General features: G+C 66.3%; 18 protein-coding genes. 8 read left to right on the forward strand and 10 right to left on the reverse strand.

Translation table 11 applies throughout. The features are described 5' to 3' along the window. Positions 1 to 203: 203 nt before the first annotated feature. The 5 genes from RSO01_RS01795 to RSO01_RS01815 form a co-directional block, all read right to left on the reverse strand. Positions 204 to 917 (reverse strand): ABC transporter ATP-binding protein, encoded by a 714-nt coding sequence (locus tag RSO01_RS01795; protein WP_147145544.1) that lies wholly within the window; start codon positions 915 to 917, stop codon positions 204 to 206. Further along, positions 914 to 1,645, reverse strand: a complete 732-nt coding sequence (locus tag RSO01_RS01800) for an ABC transporter ATP-binding protein (RefSeq protein WP_147145546.1) — start codon at positions 1,643 to 1,645, stop codon at positions 914 to 916. Before RSO01_RS01800 ends, RSO01_RS01795 begins: the two co-directional genes overlap by 4 nt. After that, positions 1,642 to 2,640: a branched-chain amino acid ABC transporter permease gene (locus RSO01_RS01805; protein ID WP_218037210.1), complete on the reverse strand. Its 999-nt coding sequence runs from the start codon at positions 2,638 to 2,640 to the stop codon at positions 1,642 to 1,644. The genes RSO01_RS01800 and RSO01_RS01805 overlap by 4 nt, the downstream gene beginning before the upstream one ends. Next, positions 2,637 to 3,518 (reverse strand): branched-chain amino acid ABC transporter permease, encoded by an 882-nt coding sequence (locus RSO01_RS01810; protein ID WP_147145548.1) that lies wholly within the window; start codon positions 3,516 to 3,518, stop codon positions 2,637 to 2,639. Before RSO01_RS01810 ends, RSO01_RS01805 begins: the two co-directional genes overlap by 4 nt. 231 nt (positions 3,519 to 3,749) lie before the next feature. After that, positions 3,750 to 5,000, reverse strand: a complete 1,251-nt coding sequence (locus RSO01_RS01815) for an ABC transporter substrate-binding protein (RefSeq protein ID WP_147145550.1) — start codon at positions 4,998 to 5,000, stop codon at positions 3,750 to 3,752. 63 nt (positions 5,001 to 5,063) lie between these two features. Here RSO01_RS01815 and uraD point away from each other — a divergent pair, with 63 nt between their 5' ends. After that, on the forward strand, positions 5,064 to 5,945 hold the full coding sequence (gene uraD, locus RSO01_RS01820) for a 2-oxo-4-hydroxy-4-carboxy-5-ureidoimidazoline decarboxylase (protein ID WP_147145552.1): 882 nt from the start codon (positions 5,064 to 5,066) through the stop codon (positions 5,943 to 5,945). A 10-nt stretch (positions 5,946 to 5,955) separates the two neighbouring features. Beyond that, positions 5,956 to 7,392 carry an NAD-dependent succinate-semialdehyde dehydrogenase gene (locus RSO01_RS01825; protein ID WP_147145555.1) on the forward strand — a complete coding sequence of 479 codons (1,437 nt, stop codon included), beginning with the start codon at positions 5,956 to 5,958 and terminating at the stop codon, positions 7,390 to 7,392. Positions 7,393 to 7,489: 97 nt separating this feature from the next. Here the strand turns inward: RSO01_RS01825 and RSO01_RS01830 are convergent, their stop codons facing one another. Then, on the reverse strand, positions 7,490 to 8,020 hold the full coding sequence (locus tag RSO01_RS01830; RefSeq protein WP_147145557.1) for a hypothetical protein: 531 nt from the start codon (positions 8,018 to 8,020) through the stop codon (positions 7,490 to 7,492). A gap of 147 nt (positions 8,021 to 8,167) precedes the next feature. Then, positions 8,168 to 9,163, reverse strand: a complete 996-nt coding sequence (locus RSO01_RS01835) for a Bug family tripartite tricarboxylate transporter substrate binding protein (protein WP_147145559.1) — start codon at positions 9,161 to 9,163, stop codon at positions 8,168 to 8,170. Between the two features lie 74 nt (positions 9,164 to 9,237). Between RSO01_RS01835 and RSO01_RS01840 the strand changes: the two genes are divergently transcribed. The 4 genes from RSO01_RS01840 (at position 9,238) to RSO01_RS01855 (ending at position 13,736) form a co-directional block, all read left to right on the forward strand. Beyond that, entirely contained in the window at positions 9,238 to 11,058 is a 1,821-nt protein-coding gene (locus RSO01_RS01840) for a CocE/NonD family hydrolase (RefSeq protein ID WP_147145561.1), read from the forward strand. 14 nt (positions 11,059 to 11,072) lie between these two features. Next, a complete protein-coding gene (locus tag RSO01_RS01845) occupies positions 11,073 to 11,639 on the forward strand; it encodes a hypothetical protein (protein ID WP_147145563.1) in 567 nt (188 codons plus the stop codon). Between the two features lie 186 nt (positions 11,640 to 11,825). Then, positions 11,826 to 12,749: a Bug family tripartite tricarboxylate transporter substrate binding protein gene (locus RSO01_RS01850; RefSeq protein ID WP_170302788.1), complete on the forward strand. Its 924-nt coding sequence runs from the start codon at positions 11,826 to 11,828 to the stop codon at positions 12,747 to 12,749. Positions 12,750 to 12,752: 3 nt separating this feature from the next. After that, positions 12,753 to 13,736, forward strand: coding sequence for a Bug family tripartite tricarboxylate transporter substrate binding protein (locus tag RSO01_RS01855; RefSeq protein ID WP_147145567.1), 984 nt, complete (start codon positions 12,753 to 12,755; stop codon positions 13,734 to 13,736). A gap of 12 nt (positions 13,737 to 13,748) precedes the next feature. On the opposite strand, the gene RSO01_RS01860 is transcribed toward RSO01_RS01855, so the two are convergent. The 3 genes from RSO01_RS01860 to RSO01_RS01870 all read right to left on the reverse strand — a co-directional run bounded on the left by RSO01_RS01860 (position 13,749) and on the right by RSO01_RS01870 (position 16,541). Beyond that, the gene (locus tag RSO01_RS01860) at positions 13,749 to 14,495 is read right to left on the reverse strand and encodes an SDR family NAD(P)-dependent oxidoreductase (protein WP_147145569.1); all 747 of its coding nucleotides are present in this window, start codon (positions 14,493 to 14,495) and stop codon (positions 13,749 to 13,751) included. Next, the gene (locus RSO01_RS01865; protein WP_147145570.1) at positions 14,495 to 15,676 is read right to left on the reverse strand and encodes a CaiB/BaiF CoA transferase family protein; all 1,182 of its coding nucleotides are present in this window, start codon (positions 15,674 to 15,676) and stop codon (positions 14,495 to 14,497) included. The genes RSO01_RS01860 and RSO01_RS01865 overlap by 1 nt, the downstream gene beginning before the upstream one ends. Positions 15,677 to 15,752: 76 nt before the next feature. Further along, positions 15,753 to 16,541 carry an enoyl-CoA hydratase gene (locus RSO01_RS01870; protein WP_147145572.1) on the reverse strand — a complete coding sequence of 263 codons (789 nt, stop codon included), beginning with the start codon at positions 16,539 to 16,541 and terminating at the stop codon, positions 15,753 to 15,755. A gap of 78 nt (positions 16,542 to 16,619) precedes the next feature. Here RSO01_RS01870 and RSO01_RS01875 point away from each other — a divergent pair, with 78 nt between their 5' ends. Beyond that, positions 16,620 to 17,684 (forward strand): ABC transporter ATP-binding protein, encoded by a 1,065-nt coding sequence (locus RSO01_RS01875; protein ID WP_147145574.1) that lies wholly within the window; start codon positions 16,620 to 16,622, stop codon positions 17,682 to 17,684. Between the two features lies 1 nt (position 17,685). After that, the gene (locus RSO01_RS01880; protein ID WP_246157938.1) at positions 17,686 to 18,756 is read left to right on the forward strand and encodes an extracellular solute-binding protein; all 1,071 of its coding nucleotides are present in this window, start codon (positions 17,686 to 17,688) and stop codon (positions 18,754 to 18,756) included. Positions 18,757 to 18,758: the final 2 nt, after the last annotated feature.

Below are 18,758 nucleotides of genomic sequence, written 5' to 3' on the forward strand. Positions count from 1 at the left end.
GATCCCCTCCCCAATGGCTGAAGCTGGCGGGGAGGGTGGGCGTTCCGTCGGCGGAACTGTCCGAGCCATCCCGAACCGTCCGCATCGCACGCGACAGCGGTCCGTATCGAATGAGGCGAGGATTGCAGGGCAGCGTGGCGCCCGTCAATGCGGGCCTCTGGCCCGCATCAGATCATGAGCGGGCCAGAGGCCCGCGCTCCCAGCTAAAGCCCGAGATAGGCCTGCCTGACCCGGTCGTCGTTCAAGAGATCGTGACCGGAGCCTGACAACTCGATGCGGCCGTTCTCCAGCACGTAGCCGCGATGGGCGATCTTGAGCGAGGCCATGACGTTCTGCTCGACCAGCAGGATGGTCAGGCCCTCCTCGTTCAGCCGGCGCACGATGCGGAAGACCTCCTGCACGATGGTCGGCGCCAGGCCAAGTGACGGCTCGTCGAACATGATCAGGCGCGGCTGGCCCATCAGGCAGCGGCCGATCGCCAGCATCTGCTGCTCGCCGCCCGACAGCGTGCCGGCTGCCTGCCGCCGGCGCTCCGAGAGCCGCGGGAAGAGGGTGAAGACGCGCTCCAGTGTCTGCTTCTCGAGCGCCCGCGCCCGCTTGGGCGTGGCGCCCATCTCCAGGTTCTCCAGCACCGAGAGATTGGGAAAGACCTGGCGGCCTTCGGCGACGTGGCCGATACCCGCCTCGCAGACGCGGAACGATGGCCAGCCCGCGATGTCCGTGCTGTCGAAGCGGATGCTGCCGTGCGCCGGCTTCTCGATGCCGTGGATGGTGCGGATCAGCGAGCTCTTGCCCGCGCCGTTGGCGCCGACGATGGCCACGATCTCGCCCGTGGCGATTTCCAGCGACACGCCGTCGAGCGCCTGGGCGTCGCCGTAGAAGAGGTCGACCTTGTCGACGGCGAGGAGCGCGCTCACAGCTCCTCCTGCTCGCCGAGATAGACGTCGAGCACGGCCTGGTGGCGGCTGATCTCCTGCGGCGTGCCCTCGGCGATCTTCTCGCCGTAGCTCACCACCACGACCTCGGCGGCGAGCGCCATCACCGCACGCATGACATGCTCGATCAGCAGGATGGTGAGACCGCTACGCTGATTGAGCTCGCGCAGGAACCCCACCATGACGTCGACCTCGGTAGGCCTGAGCCCCGCCATCACCTCGTCGAGCAGCAGCAGCTTGGGCTCGGTGGCGAGCGCGCGCGCCACTTCCAGGCGCTTACGGTCGGGCAGGGTGAGGCTCTCGGCAAGCTGATGACGTCGATCGTAGAGGCCGAGGCGCGCCAGGATCGCGTTGGCACTCTCTTGCGCCTCGGCAAGCCGCGGCTTGCGATGCAGGGCGCCCACGGTGACGTTCTCCAGCACGCTCAGCCCCTTGAACGGCTTGACGAGCTGGAAGGTGCGGCCGACGCCGGCGTCGCAGATGAGATCGGGCCTGAGCCCCGAGATGGCCTTGCCGTCCAGGCGCACGACGCCGCCATTGGGGGCGTAGACTCCGGCGATCATGTTGAAGATCGTGGTCTTGCCCGCGCCGTTGGGACCGATCAGGGCGTGGATGGCCCCGGCGGGCACCGTGAAGCTGACCTCGTGCACCGCGCGCAGGCCGCGGAAGTGCTTGGTCACTCCCCCGAGGTCGAGGCGCGCGCCGCTCATGGTTGGCGCTCTTTTAGGCCGAGCTTGTCGGCCAGCCACGGCCAAACGCCGGCCGGCCGGTACGCCACGATCACCAGCAGCGCCAGGCCATAGAAGATCTGTTTTATGCCGGGAATGCGCAGCACGTCGCCCAGGTCGGTGAAGGCCTCGCCCAGGCCGGTCAGCACCACGGCGCCGACGATCGGGCCGAAGAGCGTGCCCAGGCCGCCGATGATGGGGGCCAAAGTGATCTCGATCGAGCGGCCCATGGCGAAGGCCGTCTCGGGGAAGAGGTTGTTGTAGTAGAAGGCGTTCCACACGCCGGCCAACGACGTCAGCGCCGCCGAGATCACGATGGCGATCATCTTGCAGCGCAGGACGGGGACGCCGACCGCCTGGGCTGCCTCGGCATCTTCGCGGATGGCGAGCCAGTACTGGCCGAGACGACTCCGCAGCAGGGCGCGGCAGAGGATGAAGGCACCGGCCGCCAGCGCCAGGATCAGGTAGTAGAAGAGAACCGGTCCGCCGCGCAGGTTCACGATGTCGGTCGCATGCTCGACCTTGAGGAACAGGCCGCCCGAGCCGCCGGCCCACCCCCAATGATCGAAGGCGACGCGCGTGAACTCGGCGAAGGCGATGGTCAGCAGGGCGAAGTACACGCCCGCGAGCGAGAAGCGGAAGCCGAGATAACCGACGATCGCGCCGGCCACGCCCGCGACGGCCACAGCGGCAAAGAGGCCGGCCCACGGGCCGATGCCGTAGTGGAAGTAGAGACCGGCGGCGATGTAGCCGCCCAACCCGGCATAGAGCGCGTGGCCGAGCGAGAGCTGGCCCGCGAAGCCCATCAGGATGTTCCAGGCCTGGCCGACATAGGCGAAGTAGAGGATCAGGATCAGGACGGAGAGCCAGTATTTGCCGAGCAACGCCGGGGCCAAGAGCAGCAGCGCCAGCAGGACGCCAAGGCTCCACAGGATGCGCGGCGGCGCATTGCCGGCGAGACGGCGGATGAAACTCACTGCGGGCCCTTGCCGAGAAGACCCTGCGGGCGCAGCAGCAGGACCAGGATCAGGAGCCCGAAGCTGAACATACTTTTCAGTGACGGCTGCAGCAGCAGGCCGGCCACGGCCTCGCTGACGCCGATCAGCAGGCCGCCCAGAAGCGCGCCGGTCATGCTGCCGAGCCCGCCCACGATCACGATGACGAAGGCCAGCAGGGTGTATTCGACGGCGAGGAAGGGCGACACCGGGATGATGGTGATCATAAGGGCGCCGGCCGCACCAACGCAGGCGGCGCCGACGCCGAAGGTGACGGCATAGAGACGGCGCACGTCGAGGCCGACCACGAGGGCCGCGAGGTTGTTGTCGGCGGCGGCGCGGATCGACTTGCCGGTGCGCGTGCGCGTGAAGAAGAGCCACAGCAGCAGGGCGATGGCGATGGCGGCCAGGGCGGCGTGCAGACGCACGGCATCGAACACCAGGGGGCCGAGCTCGTAGGAATCGAACTGCGATTCCATCTGGACGCCGCGCGAATCGGGACCGGCGATGGCGAGCGAGGCATTGACCAGCAGGATGGCGACGGCCAGCAGCAACAGGAACTGCTGGTGCTCCGGCCGGCCGATGAAAGGCGAGATCAGGCCGCGCTGCAGGACGTAGCCTGCGGCGAAGAAGATCGCCGCAATCACGGGCAGGCTGAGCATGGGCGAGACCTGCAGGTACTCGAAGCCCATCCAGGCGAGATACATGCCCACCACCATCATCTCGCCGTGCGCGAAGTTGACGATGCGCATGACGCCGAAGATCACCGACAGGCCGAGCGCCATCAGCCCGTAGACCATGCCGGTGAGCAGACCATTGACGATGGCCTGCGCGAGAGTGAGGAGGAAGTCGGCGGTCATCGCGTCAAAGGCGAACTGACCGTCAAACGCCCTCTCCGCCCGCGCAGCGGGGGGAGAGGGAGGGGACCCGCGCGTAGCGCGGGGAGGGTGAGGTGGGCCGCGGTGTTGGCAACCGGAACATCTCGTATTTGGGAAGCACCACCTCACCCTCCCATCGCTTCGCGATGGGCCCCTCCCTCTCCCCCGCTGCGCGGCGGAGAGGGGCTTGAGTGCGGGTGGCTGCCCCTGAACTCAAGTACGCCGCTTGTCGTTCCAGCCCGGCATCGGGAAGACCAGCGGGGCGGCCGCCGATTCGACCGGCATCACCACGGTCGGCTTGCGCTTGAGGTTCTCGACGGCGGCGGCCTTGATGTTGACGTTCTGGCCCTTGGCGTCGAACTGGATCGGCCCGCCGATGATGACGTGCTGGTCGATCTTGGTCTTGCGCAGCGCGTCCATCAGGGCGTCGGCCTTGGTCGACTTGGCGCTGAGCCAGGCTTGCGCGGCAACCAGCAGCCCTTCGAAGGTGAAGCCGGCATTGATGTCGAGCTGGTCGTTGGGGAACTTCGCGGCATGGCGCTTCTCCAGCGACTGGGTCATCGCCGACTTCGGATCGAGCCACGGCACGTTGGAGATCAAGAAGTCGCTGTACTTGCCCATGGTCTTGAAGAAGTCCTGCTCGTACAGGCCGGGCGCGCCGGGGTTCATCACGCCCATCGGCTCCCAGCGCTGCTTCACCATTTCCTGGATCATCAGCTTGGCGTCGTTGAGGCGGTTGACCGGCAATAGCAGCTCGGCCTTGGTCGCCTTGGCGCGGCCGACCTCGACGGAAAGATCCTTGGCGGCGGGATCGTAGGTGATGGTGTCGACGATCTCGTAGGGCATGTCGAGCTTGGGGAAGAGCGCCTTGATGCCGTTCACCATCGAGGTGCCGAACGTGTCGTTGACGCCCATCATCACCGCGGTCTTGGGCGTCTTGCCGGAGACCTTGAAGATCTCCTTGTGCAGCGCGAGCGCGCCGGTGATCAGCATCGGCGCCGTCGGGAAGTTGCGCACGACGAACTTGTAGCCCTGCTCGGTGATCTGCGGCGCCGCCGCGATGTTCACCACCAGCGGGATACTGCGCTGCTCGGCGACCCCGGCGATGGCGATGGTCTGGCCAGAATCGAAGGCGCCGACCAGCATCTGGCAGCCGGCGTCGATCGCCTTCTCGGCCTGGGTGCGTGCCACGTCGGGCTTGGATTCGGTGTCGTAGTTCACGATTTCGAGCTTCACCGGCAGCTTCACGTCGGCGAAGACGTCGTTGGCGATGTCGGCGCCGCGCCGGCAGGCCTGGCCGATCTGCGCCTGGATGCCAGAGGTCGGCAGCAGCAGGGCGACCTTGAGGTTGGCGGGCGCCTGCGCGGCGGCGTAGCGAAGCGGCAGGGGCGCGCCCATCAGGGTGGCGCCGGCCAATGCGGCCTGACCGAGACGGCGGCGGGTGAAGTTGTTGCGGCTTGTCATGAAGCCCTCCCTAATTCATGGCCGGACTATAGAGACGGCCGCCGGGTCATGCTAGGTGGCGGCATGACGCTTACGCTCGACGCGCTCAACCGGATGAACCCGGCGGATTTTGCAGCCGCCATCGGCGACACTTTTGAGCTGGCGTCCTGGGTGGCCGAAAGCGCGGCGACGCGACGACCTTTCCCGACGGTAACCAGCCTGCACAACGCCATGATCGGCACGGTGCGGGCGGCACCGCGCGAGCATCAGGTCGAGTTCCTGAGCGGCCATCCCGATCTTGCCGGCAAGGCCGCCCGGGCCGGCGCCATGACCGACGATTCCAAGCGCGAGCAGGCGAGCGTTGGCCTGGACAGTCTGAGCGAGGAGGAATTCGCACGCTTCCATCGGCTGAACGACGCCTACAAGGCGAAGTTCGGCTTTCCCTTCATCGTCTGCGTGCGCCGCCATACGCGCGATTCCATTCTGGCGCAGTTCGAGCGCCGGCTGGGGCACGACCAGGCGACGGAGTTCGCCGCGGCCCTGCATGAAGTGTTCTTCATCACGCGACTTAGGATCGCAGCCAAGGTGACGGGCGAGGGCATGCCCATCGTCAATGGCCGGCTCAGCACCCATGTGCTCGATACCGATGCCGGCCGTCCGGCTGTCGGCGTGGCGATCGAGCTCTACGAGTTCGTCGGCGAAAAAGCCCACTATATTCAGTCAGCTATAACGAATGCCGACGGCCGCACCGACCAGCCGCTGATCGGCGGCCGGCCGCTGCCGATCGGGCGCTACGAACTGCGCTTCGCCGTCGGCGACCACTTTCGCAGCAGGGGTATTGCGACCGGCGATCCGCCGTTTCTCGACATCGTGCCTTTGCGCTTTTCCATCGCCGAGCCGGAGGGGCATTATCACGTCCCATTGCTCTGCACGCCCTGGAGCTACTCGACCTATCGCGGAAGTTAAGGAGGAACAAATGACCTATAGCGATGTCTCCCTGATGATCGACGGTGCCTGGACCAAGGGCGCCAACGGCCGGACGATTCCGGTGATCAATCCCGCGACCGAAGAAGTGATCGGCCAGGTGGCACATGCCGAGAAGAGCGACCTCGATCGCGCGCTCGCCGCCGCCGACAAGGGCTTCAAGCAGTGGCGCAAGGTCTCGGCCTACGAGCGCTACAAGATCATGCGCAAGGCGGCCGACCTGATGCGCCAGCGCCTCGACGAGATCGCCACCATCATGACCACCGAGCAGGGCAAGCCGCTGTTCGAGGCCAAGGTCGAGACCAACCTCGCCGCCGACATCATCGACTGGATGGCCGAGGAAGGCCGCCGCACCTACGGCCGTATCGTGCCGGCGCGCGCCGAGAACGTTTACCAGCTGGTCATGAAGGAGCCGGTCGGTCCCGTCGCGGCCTTCACGCCGTGGAACTTCCCGATCAACCAGGTGGTGCGCAAGGCCTCGGCGGCGCTCGCCACCGGCTGCTCGATCATCATCAAGGGACCGGAGGACACGCCCGGCTCGTGCGCGCAGCTCATCAAGGCCTTCGTCGATGCCGGCGTGCCGGCGGGCGTCATCCAGCTCGTCTACGGCGTGCCGTCGGAGATCAGCGAATATTTGATCCCGCACCCGGTCATCAAGAAGGTGACCTTCACGGGCTCGACTCCCGTCGGCAAGCAGCTTGCCGCACTCGCCGGCGCGCACATGAAGCGCGTCACCATGGAACTGGGCGGTCACGCGCCAGCCGTGGTGTTCGAGGATGCCGATCTCGAGCAGGCGGTGAATGTCCTGGGCGCCAACAAGTTCCGCAACGCTGGCCAGGTCTGCGTCGCGCCGACGCGCTTCCTGGTGCACGAGAAGGTGTACCCCGAGTTCGTCGAGCGTTTCACCGCCTACGCCAAGAACATGAAGGTGGGCAACGGGCTCGAGGCCGACACCAAGATGGGTCCGCTGGTCGCCGAGCGCCGCCTGCATGCGATGGACAGCTTCGTCAGCGACGCCATCGCCAAGGGTGCCAAGATCCAGACCGGTGGCCAGCGCAAGGGCAACAAGGGCTACTTCTACGAGCCCACGGTCATGACCGACGTGCCGCTCAATGCCAAGATCATGAACGACGAACCGTTCGGCCCCCTGGCGCCGATCACGCCGTTCAAGGATTTCGACGGCTTGGTAAAGGAAGCCAACCGCCTGCCGTGGGGCCTGGCGGCCTACGCCTACACCAAGAACACCAAGACCGCGGCGGCGATCGGTGCCGCGTTCGAGAGCGGCATGGTGTCGATCAACCACCATGGCCTGGCGCTGCCCGAAGTGCCGTTCGGTGGCGTCAAGGATTCGGGCTACGGGTCGGAAGGCGGCCTCGAGGCGCTCGAGGCGTACCTCAACACCAAGTTCGTCAGCCAGTTGGGGATGTGACGAACGGCGCAGCCGTTCGTCATCCTGAGCGCAACGAAGGATCTTTTTTCAAAGCGTCGAGGGCCCGAAAGGGCCCTCGATTACGTTGGGGGATTGCTCAGAGCGGCAGCAGCGCAAGGGAGTTGATGAAGCGCTGCGTCTCGGCGCCATTCTCCTGCCCGGCCGACACGACCGCGATCGCCTTGTACAGCTGGTCGCCGCGCAGCACCTGTAGCAGGACACACACCTTGTGGTCCTCGGGGATGTCGATCACGGAGCGCCGCGCCGGCTGGCCGTCGATGGTGATCCGCTTCTCTTCGCGCAATTTTCCATTTACCCACGACACGGTGTCATCACGGACCCGGTCGAGCAGCGCCTGAGGATCGCCGCCGGTAAAACCGGTCGGGCGTTCGGGAAGGGCGGTCATGAAAGTGAGGGAAACGCCCTCGCGCCGGCTTTCGAAGGTGGCGAGCTCCGTTGGGCGCACACCGGTATCGGTCTTTGCATCGTAGCGCACGATATTGGGGGCCTGGGGGAACTCCAGGCGGAAGCCCGCGCCCTGCGGTTTGTATTCGACCCATTTCTGCGCGCTCGCCGGCGCGAAACTGCCGAGGACGACAAGCAACAGGGCAAGCGGAAGGCAGCGCATGGCGGCTCCGTCGAGGTTTGGCTCAGCCTACCGCGAATACCCCGCAACCGTCATCCCGAGCGTAGTCGAGGGACCTCTTCATGCAGCGCCTGCCACGTGAGGAGATCCCTCGCTTCGCTCGGGATGGATTGATCGCACTTCGTGCGATCAATCCACCTTGGCGCCCGATGCCTTGATGATCGGCGCGAGATCCTGCTCCTGCTTGCGGCGGAACGCGGCGGTGTCCGCCGGGCTCATCCAACTCGTCGTCGCGGCTTGCTGGATGAACGTCTTCTTCAGGTTCTCGCTCTCCAGGGCCTTCTTGGTCAGCGCCGCGGCCTTCTCAACCATAGCCGGCGGCAGGCCGGCCGGGCCGCACAGGCCGCCCCACGAGGTGATGTTGAAGCCGGGATAGAACTCCGACATGGTCGGCAGTTCTGGCGCGGCAGGATGGCGTTCAGCCGACGTGACGGCGAGCGCTTTCACCTTGCCCGCCTTGTACTGGGCGAGCGGCGTGGAGATGTTGTCGTACATCATATCGAGCTGGCCCGAGAGCATGTCCTGCATCGCCGGCGCACCGCCGCGATAAGGCACATGCTGCATGTCGAGACCGGCGCGATTTTTCAGCATCTCGCCGCAGAGATGCGGGCTGGTGCCCGATCCGCCAGAACCGAAGAAGTATTTGCCGGGACTGGCCTTCACCATCGCGACCAGCTCGGGCACCGAGTTCGGCGGCAGGGAAAGCTTGGTGACGAAGATGTTGGGCACCCCCCACAGCATGCTGATGGGCGTAAAATCCTTCTCGGCATCGAACGGCAGCTTGGCGTAGAGCGTCGGCGAGATCGCGTGACTGGCGATGCTGTAGAGGCCGACCGTGTAGCCGTCGGGCGCCGACTTGGCGATGACGTCGGCGCCGACATTGCCGCCTGAGCCGCTGCGATTCTCGACGATGAACTGCTGGCCGGTGAGCTCGCTCAGTTCCTGGCAGACGATGCGCGACAGCACGTCGGTGGTGGCGCCGGCCGGGAAAAGGTTGACGTAGCGCACTGACTTGGTGGGCCAGTCGGCATTCGCCCGGGCAATACCCGAGGCGAGCATCGGGGACGCAAGAACGCCGCCTGCGGCGGCGAGTACGCGACGACGAGGCAAGAGTACGCGGACCATACCAACACCTCCCTGGATATTTTTTGATTGGCGCTATCCTATACTGCAAATGCCCCTGAATGAAAGGAACGACGATGCCGGATCGTGACGACCTAGGCTCGGCCTGGAAGGTGCCGCCGAGCCGCTACCTCGCCGATCGTCCGGCTGAGCACCGCGTCGGCGCGCCAAGCTCGGTCTACGTGACCATGGCCGATGGCTGCCGGCTCGCCGTCGACGTCATGCTGCCCGATGGCGATGCCTCCAAACGCTGGCCGACGGTGCTGATCCTCACGCCCTACGTGCGCCGCTTCCAGCTCACCGCCGGCAGTAATGTCGAGCCGTCCCCCAACAGCTACAAGTACCGCGACATGTTCGTGCCGCGTGGCTATGCGGTGGTGGTGGTCGATGCGCGCGGCACGGGAGCGAGCTTCGGCACACGCGATTCCTTCAGGAGCCCGCGCGAGCGCGCCGATTACAAGGAAATCGCCGATTGGATCGTCGCCCAGTCGTGGAGCGACGGATGCATCGGCGCCACCGGCATCTCCTATCTCGGCGCGGCCTGCGATTTCCTGGCCAGCACCGGCCACAAGGCGGTGAAGGCGATCGCGCCGCTGTTCGCGGTATGGGACACCTGGGCCGACAACTATTATCCCGGCGGCATGCTGATCAAGCGGCTGGCGCTGGTCTATGACGAGCTGATGCTGGCGCTCGATCACGATCGGCGCGATCTCAGGGCGAAGTTCAGCTACTTCGCCGATCCTGCGCTGCAGGGGCCGATGCCGGTCGACGACGACAAGGACGGCTCGCTGGCGCGCCAGGCGGTGAAGGAGCATCTCGCGAACTTCCGCATGCCCGACTTCATGAACGAGTTCAAATTCCGCGACGATACGCTGGCCTACGATCCGTCCTTCAGCAGCGCTTCGTTCAGTCCCTACAACTATCTCGACCAGATCCCGAAGGACGTCGCGGTCTACGCCATTTCCGGCTGGATGGACGGCGCGGGCTACGCCAACGGCACGCTGTCGCGTTACCTCACGCTGCCCAACGCCCACCGGCGCATCATGCTGGGGCCGTGGGACCATGGCGCGCGCGTCAACGTCTCGCCGTGGCGGACCAGGGTCGAGCCGGAACTGCCGGTGCTTGGCGAGGTGCTGCGCTTCTTCGACCAGCATCTTGCCGGCCGCGAGACCGGCCTTCTGGACGAGGCGCCCATCCATTACTTCGCCATGCATGCCGAGGAGTGGCGGGCGGCCGAGAGCTGGCCGCCGGTCAAGGGAAGCCGGCAGTTCTTCACCGCGCCCGACCAGCGGCTGGCCAAGTCGCCGTCGGAGAAAGCCACGCCGACGGCGTACCAGTCTGACTTCTCTGTCGGCAGCGGTGCGCAGACGCGTTACGAGCGCATCGCCGGCATCGACGCCACCGCCTACTACGCCGACTGGACTGAGCGCGAGAGCAAGCTGCTGTCCTTCACCAGCGAGCCGCTGGCGGCGCCTCTCGAGATCGCGGGCCATCCGGTGGTGTCGCTGTGGCTTGCGTCCAGCGAGCCCGATGCCGCGGTGTTCGTCTATCTCTCCGAAGTCGAGACCGACGGCACGGCGCGCTACGTCACCGAAGGGCTGCTGCGCGCCATCCATCGTGTCGAAGCGTCCGCGCCCAGGAACTACAAGACGACCTGGCCGTGGCGCACTTTCGCGCGCAAGGATGCCAAGCCGATGCCGGTAGGTGTCCCGCAGCTCCTGCGCTTCGCCCTGCTGCCGACGGCTTGGCGCTTCGCCCCCGGCAGCCGTATCCGGTTGTCGGTCGCGGGCGGCGATGGCGACCATTTCGTTCAGACGCCACACGGCCGGCCGCCGCTGCTGACCGTCATGAGCGGGGCTGAGCAGGCGACCCGTCTCGACCTTCCAACCGACGCATAAGAGAGAGGCTAGCGATGCGCAGCCCGTTATGGTTCGTGGTCGCCGGCTTGATCGCGCTGGCGGGCTTCGCCGGTGCGCTGTTCTACGTGATGCCGCGGCTCAGCGCCGCCGACTCGGCGATGATCCGCGTCGTCGTGCCGGGCAACGCCGTGCTGACGCTCGACAAGGCCGGCCGCTACACGATCTATCATGAGACAAGGAGCATGGTGGATGGCCGCTACTACGCATCCGGGACAGTGAGCGGGCTGCGGCTCGGCCTCACCGACGAGGCGACACGCGAGCCGGTCACGCTTACCGGGCCAGCCATGCAGTCCAGTTACAAGATCGGTAACAGGAGCGGCACTTCGATCTATGCCTTCACGATCGACCGTCCGGGTCGATATCGGCTGGCGGCCGACCTGGCCGGTGGCCGCAACGAACCCAAGGCGGTGCTGGCCATCGAGCAGGGCATGCTCGGCGGGATGTTCAGCCTGATCGTCGGCGCCATAGCCATTGCCTTTGCCGGCTTCGGCGTCGCCGGCGCCCTTGTGCTGGTGGTCCTGTGGCGGCGCTCGAAAGCTGTGGCACCGCGTGCCTCCTGATTTCCTCCCGACACCTTTGTCGTTCTCCCGACCTTTTTGGCGGCCGTTGACTGCAACATTACGGCAACCTGCACGGACACGCGAGCGGTGGCCACAATCAAAGCGCGCCGCTAAGCTGGGCGAAATTGGGGGCATGTGATCGTTCTTTCGCGACGCGCCACGATCATGGGATTGACGGCAGCTGGTGTGACCGATGCTGCGCGCGCAGCCGGCTGGCCCGACAAGACCATCGCCATGATCGTGCCCTATCCGGCGGGCGGCGGCTCGGACACCTTCGCCCGCCCGGTCGCCGCGGCGATGGCCGATCTCTTGAAGCAGTCGATCGTGATCGACAACAAGAGCGGCGCCGGAGGGACCGTCGGCACGGCTGTGGCCGCCCGCGCGCCTGCCGACGGCTACACCTTGCTGTTGGGCGACACCGGGCTCACCTACGCATCGGAGGTTTATGCCAAGACCGGCTTCGATTTCGATCGCGACTTCGTGCCGATCAGCGCGGTTGCTCGCGTGCCCTATGTGCTGGTCGTCAATCCGGCCAAGCTGAACGTCGCCACACTCGCAGACTTCATCGCGGCGGCGAAGAAGGCGCCCAGCGGCATCGACGTCGGCTCGGCGGGTCTCGGCTCTGTCACGCATCTGGCAATCGGCCTGTTCGAGGAGAAGACGGGCACCAGGCTGAACGACGCGCCCTATCGCGGCGGCGCGCCGATGCTGCAGGACCTGCTGGCCGGCCAGGTCGCCGCCGCGTTCGTCGTGGCGGGCGCCATCGCCCCGCACGTGAAGGCGGGCAAGTTGCGCGCGCTCGGCGTCGCCAGCCGTCGCCGCGAACCCTTGCTCCCCGACGTGCCGACCATGGACGAGGCGGGTCTGCCGGATTTCCGCGCCACCATCTGGTTCGGCCTGTTCGCACCGAGGAAGACACCCGACGCCATCCTCGATCGCCTGCACGCCGCGACGCAGGCCGCGCTCGAGGGGGAGAAGATCAAGGCGATGTGGATCGAGCAGGGCGCCCGGGTCGAACCGGAAAGCCGTGCCGACTTCGCCCGCTTCGTCGCCGCTGACAGCGAGCGCTGGAGCCGCATCGCCAAGGCCGCCAACATCAAGATGGAGTAACGCGTGATCCTTCTTCGTCGAACCGCGCTGGCCGGTGTTTTTGCCGGCGGCGTGACGGGCCTCATGACCGCCCCCGCTCGTGCCGCCGACTTCCCGTCGCGTCAGATGAACTGGATCGTGCCGTTCCCGCCCGGCGGTTCCAACGACATCTTCACCCGGCCGGTCGCGGCCTTCGTCGGCGAACGCCTGGGCCAGCCGGTCGTGGTCGAGAACCGCGGCGGCGCCGGCGGCACGATCGGCGGCATGACGGCGGCGCGCTCGAAGCCCGACGGCTGCACGCTGCTGGTGGTCAATCCCAGCCTGACCTTCGCCTCGATCGTCTATGCCGAATCGGGCTTCGACCTGATGCGCGACTTCGCGCCGGTGTCGGGCTTGGCCCAGGTGCCGGTGGCGCTGGTCGTCAACCCTTCGAAGATCGACGCCAAGGATCTGGCAAGCTTTCTCGCGCTGGCGCGCAAGTCTCCGGGAGCGATCAACATCGGCTCGTCCGGCCTCGGCACGATCCCGCATCTCGCCATCGTGCTTCTGCAACAGCGGACAGGCATCCAGCTCACGCACGTGCCCTATCGCGGCGGCGGACCGGCGCTGCAGGACATGATGGCCGGACAGATCGACGCGACTTTCGCGCCGCTCAGCACCGTCGCGTCCTACGTGCAGTCCGGCCGCCTGCGCGCGCTGGCCGTCGCGGCGCCCAAGCGCGAGCCTGTGCTGCCCGACGTGCCGACTTTCGCCCAGGCAGGCGTGGCCGATTTCAATGTCAGCACTTGGTACGGCCTGTTCGCGCCCGAGGCGACGCCGGCTGCGATCCTCGACACGCTGCATGGCGCTGTGCAGGCGGCGCTCGCCGATCCCAGTGTGAAGCACATCTGGGCCGAGCAGGGCGCCGAGCCCGATCTGCAGAGCCGCGCCGCTTTCACCGACTTCGTGAACCACGAGGTCGAGCGCTGGACCCGGATCGCGAAGACGGTCGGGCTGCCCATGGAATGATGCCGGGGCGCGTCAGGTCGCTCCGCCGCCGTTCACCTGGATCATCTGGCCGTTGATGTAGCCGCCCGCCTCCGACACCAGCAGCCGAGCCGCAGCGGCGACCTCGGCCGGCTTGCCCATGCGGCCGAGCGGCACGCGGCTGATCGACTGCGCGCGGGCCTGGGCCGACGCGTTCTTCTCCTCGGTATCCGGTGCTATGGGGCCGGGGGAGATGGTGTTGACCGTGATGTTCTTCGGCCCGAACTCCATGGCCAGAGCCTTGGTCAGGCCCCACACGCCGTGCTTGGCGACCGACACCGGCGTGCGGCCGGCATGGCCGTGGATGGCGTTCATGCCCGCGAAATTGACGATGCGGCCCCAGCCTTTCTGCACCATGCCGGGCAGGCAGGCGCGCGCGAGCCACACCGCGGCGTCGAGGTCGACCGAAATAACCCGTCGCCATTCGGCCTCGGTCATTTCGAGGAACGGCTTGTTGGGTCGCAGCGCCGCATTGTTCAGCAGCGCGTCGACCGCGCCGAAGCGCTTGATCGCCTCGCCCGCGATGCGCTGGCAATCCTCGGCCTTGCCGACATCGCCCATGACCACCAGCGTCTCAGCGCCGAGCTTCTCGGCCTCCTTGGCGACGCTCTCGCAGGCGGCGCGGTCGCTCGAGCCGTTGAGCACGATGTTGAAGCCGTCCTCGGCCAAGCCCAGCACGCAGGCGCGACCGATGTTGCGGCCCGCGCCGGTGATCAGCGCGGCCTTCCTCGCATGAGCCATCAGATGACGCCGGCCGTCTTGAGGGCAGCGATCGCCTTGCCGTCATAGCCCAGGCCCGTCAGCACCTCCTCGGTGTGCTCGCCGAGATCGGGCGTGGGCTTCAGCTCCTTGGGCTGCGGCGCGTCCGACAGGTTGATCGGCTGGCCGACCACCTTGATGTCGCCGAGCTTGGGATGCTTGACCGCTCGGGCGATGCCGAGGTGCTTCACCTGCGGCTCGGCGAAGGTCTGGTCGATGGTGTTGATCGGCCCGCACGGCACGCCGGCCTTGTTCATGGCTTCCAGCCAGTGGGCCGAAGGCTTGGTCCGGGTGATCGCGGCGATGCGTTCGTTCACGGCCTTGCGGTTCTGTGAGCGCAATGGTCCCGTCAGATGCTCGGGATGGTCTATGAGCTCCGGCGCGCCCAGGGCCTTGGCGCAGCGCTGCCACAGGTTCTGGCCGGAGGCGGCGATGTTGATGTGACCGTCGGCCGTCGGGAACACACCGGTCGGGATGCCCGTGGGATGATCGTTGCCGGCCTGCTTGGGCACCTCACCCTTGATCAGCCAGCGCGAAGCCTGGAAGTCGAGCATGAAGATCTGCGCTTCGATCAGCGAGGTATGGACCCATTGGCCCTTGCCGGTGCGCTCGCGATTGTAGAGGGCGAGGATGATGCCCTGGGCCAGCAGCAGGCCCGAGGTGAGGTCGGCGATGGGAATGCCGACGCGCATCGGTCCGCGGCCGGGCTCGCCGGTGATCGACATCAGGCCGCCCATGCCCTGCGCGATCTGGTCGACGCCGGGACGCGCCGCGTCGGGGCCGCTCTGGCCGAAGCCCGCGATCGAGCCGTAGACGATGCGCGGGTTGATCTTGGCCACCGTGTCGTAGTCGACCTTGAGCCGATGCTTCACGTCGGAGCGGTAGTTCTCGACGATGACGTCGGCCTTCTCGGCGAGCTTCATGAAGATCGCATGGCCCTCTGGAGTCTTGAGGTTCAGCGTCATCGCCTTCTTGTTGCGATGCAGGTTCTGAAAGTCGAAGCCGTGGCGCGAACCACCCGTGGCGTCGGTGCCCTCGCTGGCCGGGGCCTCGATCTTGATGACATGCGCGCCCCAGTCGGCGAGCTGGCGCACCGCGGTCGGACCGGCGCGGTGCGCCGTCAGGTCAAGGACGGAGATATGGGACAAAGGCAGGGTGGTCATGGTGTTTCCTCTGGGAGCGCGGGCCTCCGGCCCGCATTATGAGAATAAGCGGGCCGGAGGCCCGCGGTCCGGAAGACTAACGTCCTTTGAAAGCCGGCTTCCGCTTCTCCATGAAGGCGCGGCGGCCTTCCTTGAAATCCTCGCTGTCGAAGCAGGCCTTGGCCATGACGTCGAGCTTCTTGTGGTCCTGCTGGGATTCCGGCTTGGCGATCTCGCGTGCGGCGGCCTTGGCGAGGGCAATGGTGAGCGGCGCGTTCTGGGCGATGGCGCCGGTGATGTTGTTGATCATCGAGTCGAGTTCGGCATCGGGCGCCACGCCGTTCACCAGGCCCATCTCGTAGGCTTCTTCCGCCGAATATTGCTTGGCGGTGAACAGGAACTCCATCGAGCGCGACAGGCCGATGATGCGCGACAGCCGCTCGATGCGCAGGAAGCCGTAGCCCAGGCCGAGCTTGGCCGCGGGCACGCCGAAGCGCGCGCCTTCGTTGCAGTAGCGCAGGTCGCAGCAGGCGGCGAGATTCATGCCGCCGCCGATGCAATAGCCGGTGATCTTGGCGATGGTCGGCTTGGGAAAATCGTAGAGCGCCTCGTAGCCTTCCTTGGAGATCGCGTCGTAGCGGACCTGCGCCTCGGCGTTGGCGCGCTCGGTCTCGAACTTGGAGATATCGGCGCCGGATACGAAGGCCTTGCCACCGGCGCCGCTCACCACGACGCAGCGTACCTCGGGGTCCTTGGCGTAGTCCTTCAGGAGGCCGACGAAGCCGTCCCACATGTCGAGCGACACGGCATTCAACTTGGCCGGATTGTTGAACACGACATGGCCGACAGCGCCCTCGCGCCGTCCGTAGATTTTCTGTTCCTGCATTTGACCGATCCTTCAGATGTGGCCGGCAATATAGCGCGCGTCCGGCGATTTGAATAAGGTGTGCGACAGGGAGGAAACGTGGCCGCAGTTGAGCTGAAAGGCCTCACCAAACGCTATGGCCAAACGACCGCGGTGGTGGATGTTTCGCTGCGCATCGAGCATGGCCAGCTCGTCTGCCTTCTGGGGCCGTCGGGCTGCGGCAAGACCACGACGCTGCGCCTGATCGCGGGCTTCATCGAGCCCTCGGCAGGCGAAATCGTGGTGGGCGGCAAGGTCCTGTCCTCGCCCCAGCGCACGGTGCCACCGGAAGGTCGCAACATGTCGATGATCTTCCAGAGCTATGCGCTGTGGCCGCACATGACGGTGGCCGAGAACGTGGCCTATGGCCTGAAGATCCGGAAGCTCGACAGGGCCGTCATCGACGCCAAGCTCAAGGCCATCCTGTCGACGGCCCACCTCGAGGCGCTGGCGGATCGCTATCCCGGCGAATTGTCGGGCGGCCAGCAGCAACGCGTCTCGCTGGCGCGAGCGCTGGTGGTCGAGCCCGAGACATTGCTGCTCGATGAGCCACTTTCGAACCTCGATGCCAACCTGCGCGAAGAGATGCGTTTCGAGATCCGCCGTCTGCACGATCAGTACCGCTACACCACAGTCTACGTGACGCACGACCAGGCCGAGGCCATGACCACGGCCGACCTGATCGCCGTCATGAACCACGGCAAGGTCGAGCAGCTCGGCCCGCCGGAGGAGATCTACGGCCGGCCGCGCTCGGAGTTCGTCGCCCGCTTCATCGGCGGTTCCAACATCCTGCGCGGCTCGGCGATCGACAATGCGCGGGTGTCGGTCGCGGGTGCGCCGTTGCGCATCACGGGGCGGTCCCTGCAGGTGGGCCGGCCGGTGGCGCTGTCGGTGCGCCAGCACGAGATCACCATCGCCAACGAGAAGCCGCAATCGGCCGACAATCATCTTCCCGCCGTCGTGACGCGGCAGGTCTTCCTCGGCTCGGTGCGCGATTTCACCGTGGCGCTCGACGACAAGACCGAACTGCGCGTGACGGCGCCGCCCGGCCGTAACATCGCGCCGGGCCAAGCGGTGTGGTTGCACCTTCCGGCGGAACAATGCCGGGCATTGGCGGAGGAATGACATGACGAGCACGCTCAGGGGGCGGCCCACGCGACGGAGCGTGCTGGCGGGTTCGGCTGCGATCGCCACTGGTTCGTTCAGCGTCCAGGTTCGTGCCGCTCCCCAGGCGCAGAAGATCACGCCGGCGCTGATCGAGGCTGCCAAGAAAGAGGGCAAGCTTTCCTGGTACACCTCGGTCGACCTGCCGGTGGCGGAGAAGATCGCGAAAGCCTTCGAGGCGGCCTATCCCGGCGTCAGCATGAAGGTCGAGCGCTCGGGCGCCGAACGCATCTTCCAGCGCATCGGCCAGGAATATCAGAGCAAGATCTACAATTGCGACGTGGTGAACAGCTCCGACGCCGCGCACCTCATCATCTGGAAACGCGCTTCGATGCTGGCCTCCTTCCTGCCCGAGGATGTCGCCAAGTATTTTCCCAAGGAACATTGGGATCCCGACGGCATGTACGCCTCGTGGCGGGTGACGCTGTCACCCATCGCCTACAACACCAGCCAGGTGAAGGCCGAGGACGCGCCCAAGGGGTTCAACGATCTCCTCGACCCCAAATGGGTGGGCAAGATCGTCAAGGCGCATCCGGGCTACTCGGGCACCATCATGACGGCGACCCAGCAGCTCAGCCGCGATCTCGGCTGGTCCTATTTCGAGAAACTGGCCAAGCAGAAGGTCATGCAGGTCCAGTCGGCCGCCGATCCGCCGAAGAAGGTTACGGCCGGCGAGCGCGCCGTGATGGCCGACGGCACCGAGTACATGGTCAACCTGCTGCAGTCTCGCGGCGAGCCCATCGAGGAGGTCTATGCCGTCGAGGGTACGCCGTTGATCACCGGCCCGTCGGCCGTGCTGGCGCGTGCAGCCAACCCCAACGCCGCGCGTTTGTTCTACGCCTGGTCGATGACGGCCGAAGCGCAGCAGCTCAATGTCGAGGTCGGCGCCTTGCGTTCGGTGCATCCGCTCGTCAGGGACCGGCCCGAGCGCAAGAAGCTTTCAGACATCAAGACGCTGCGCGAGGACGCCGCCGCCGTCGCCGATCAGGCCGACGACATCAAGGCCCGCTATCTCAAGCTGTTCAAGGTATGATC

This window comes from Reyranella soli (genome assembly GCF_007992495.1).
Classification (GTDB): Bacteria; Pseudomonadota; Alphaproteobacteria; order Reyranellales; family Reyranellaceae; genus Reyranella; species Reyranella soli.

What these genes read in the sequence shown, in the direction of transcription:
- RSO01_RS01880 (WP_246157938.1), top strand. Translation starts at nt 17,686, where the DNA reads ATGACGAGCACGCTCAGGGGGCGGCCCACGCGACGGAGCGTGCTGGCG.
- RSO01_RS01810 (WP_147145548.1), bottom strand. Translation starts at nt 3,518, where the DNA reads ATGACCGCCGACTTCCTCCTCACTCTCGCGCAGGCCATCGTCAATGGT.
- RSO01_RS01830 (WP_147145557.1), bottom strand. Translation starts at nt 8,020, where the DNA reads ATGCGCTGCCTTCCGCTTGCCCTGTTGCTTGTCGTCCTCGGCAGTTTC.
- RSO01_RS01825 (WP_147145555.1), top strand. Translation starts at nt 5,956, where the DNA reads ATGACCTATAGCGATGTCTCCCTGATGATCGACGGTGCCTGGACCAAG.
- uraD (WP_147145552.1), top strand. Translation starts at nt 5,064, where the DNA reads ATGACGCTTACGCTCGACGCGCTCAACCGGATGAACCCGGCGGATTTT.
- RSO01_RS01860 (WP_147145569.1), bottom strand. Translation starts at nt 14,495, where the DNA reads ATGGCTCATGCGAGGAAGGCCGCGCTGATCACCGGCGCGGGCCGCAAC.
- RSO01_RS01865 (WP_147145570.1), bottom strand. Translation starts at nt 15,676, where the DNA reads ATGACCACCCTGCCTTTGTCCCATATCTCCGTCCTTGACCTGACGGCG.
- RSO01_RS01835 (WP_147145559.1), bottom strand. Translation starts at nt 9,163, where the DNA reads ATGGTCCGCGTACTCTTGCCTCGTCGTCGCGTACTCGCCGCCGCAGGC.
- RSO01_RS01800 (WP_147145546.1), bottom strand. Translation starts at nt 1,645, where the DNA reads ATGAGCGGCGCGCGCCTCGACCTCGGGGGAGTGACCAAGCACTTCCGC.
- RSO01_RS01815 (WP_147145550.1), bottom strand. Translation starts at nt 5,000, where the DNA reads ATGACAAGCCGCAACAACTTCACCCGCCGCCGTCTCGGTCAGGCCGCA.
- RSO01_RS01840 (WP_147145561.1), top strand. Translation starts at nt 9,238, where the DNA reads ATGCCGGATCGTGACGACCTAGGCTCGGCCTGGAAGGTGCCGCCGAGC.
- RSO01_RS01870 (WP_147145572.1), bottom strand. Translation starts at nt 16,541, where the DNA reads ATGCAGGAACAGAAAATCTACGGACGGCGCGAGGGCGCTGTCGGCCAT.
- RSO01_RS01845 (WP_147145563.1), top strand. Translation starts at nt 11,073, where the DNA reads ATGCGCAGCCCGTTATGGTTCGTGGTCGCCGGCTTGATCGCGCTGGCG.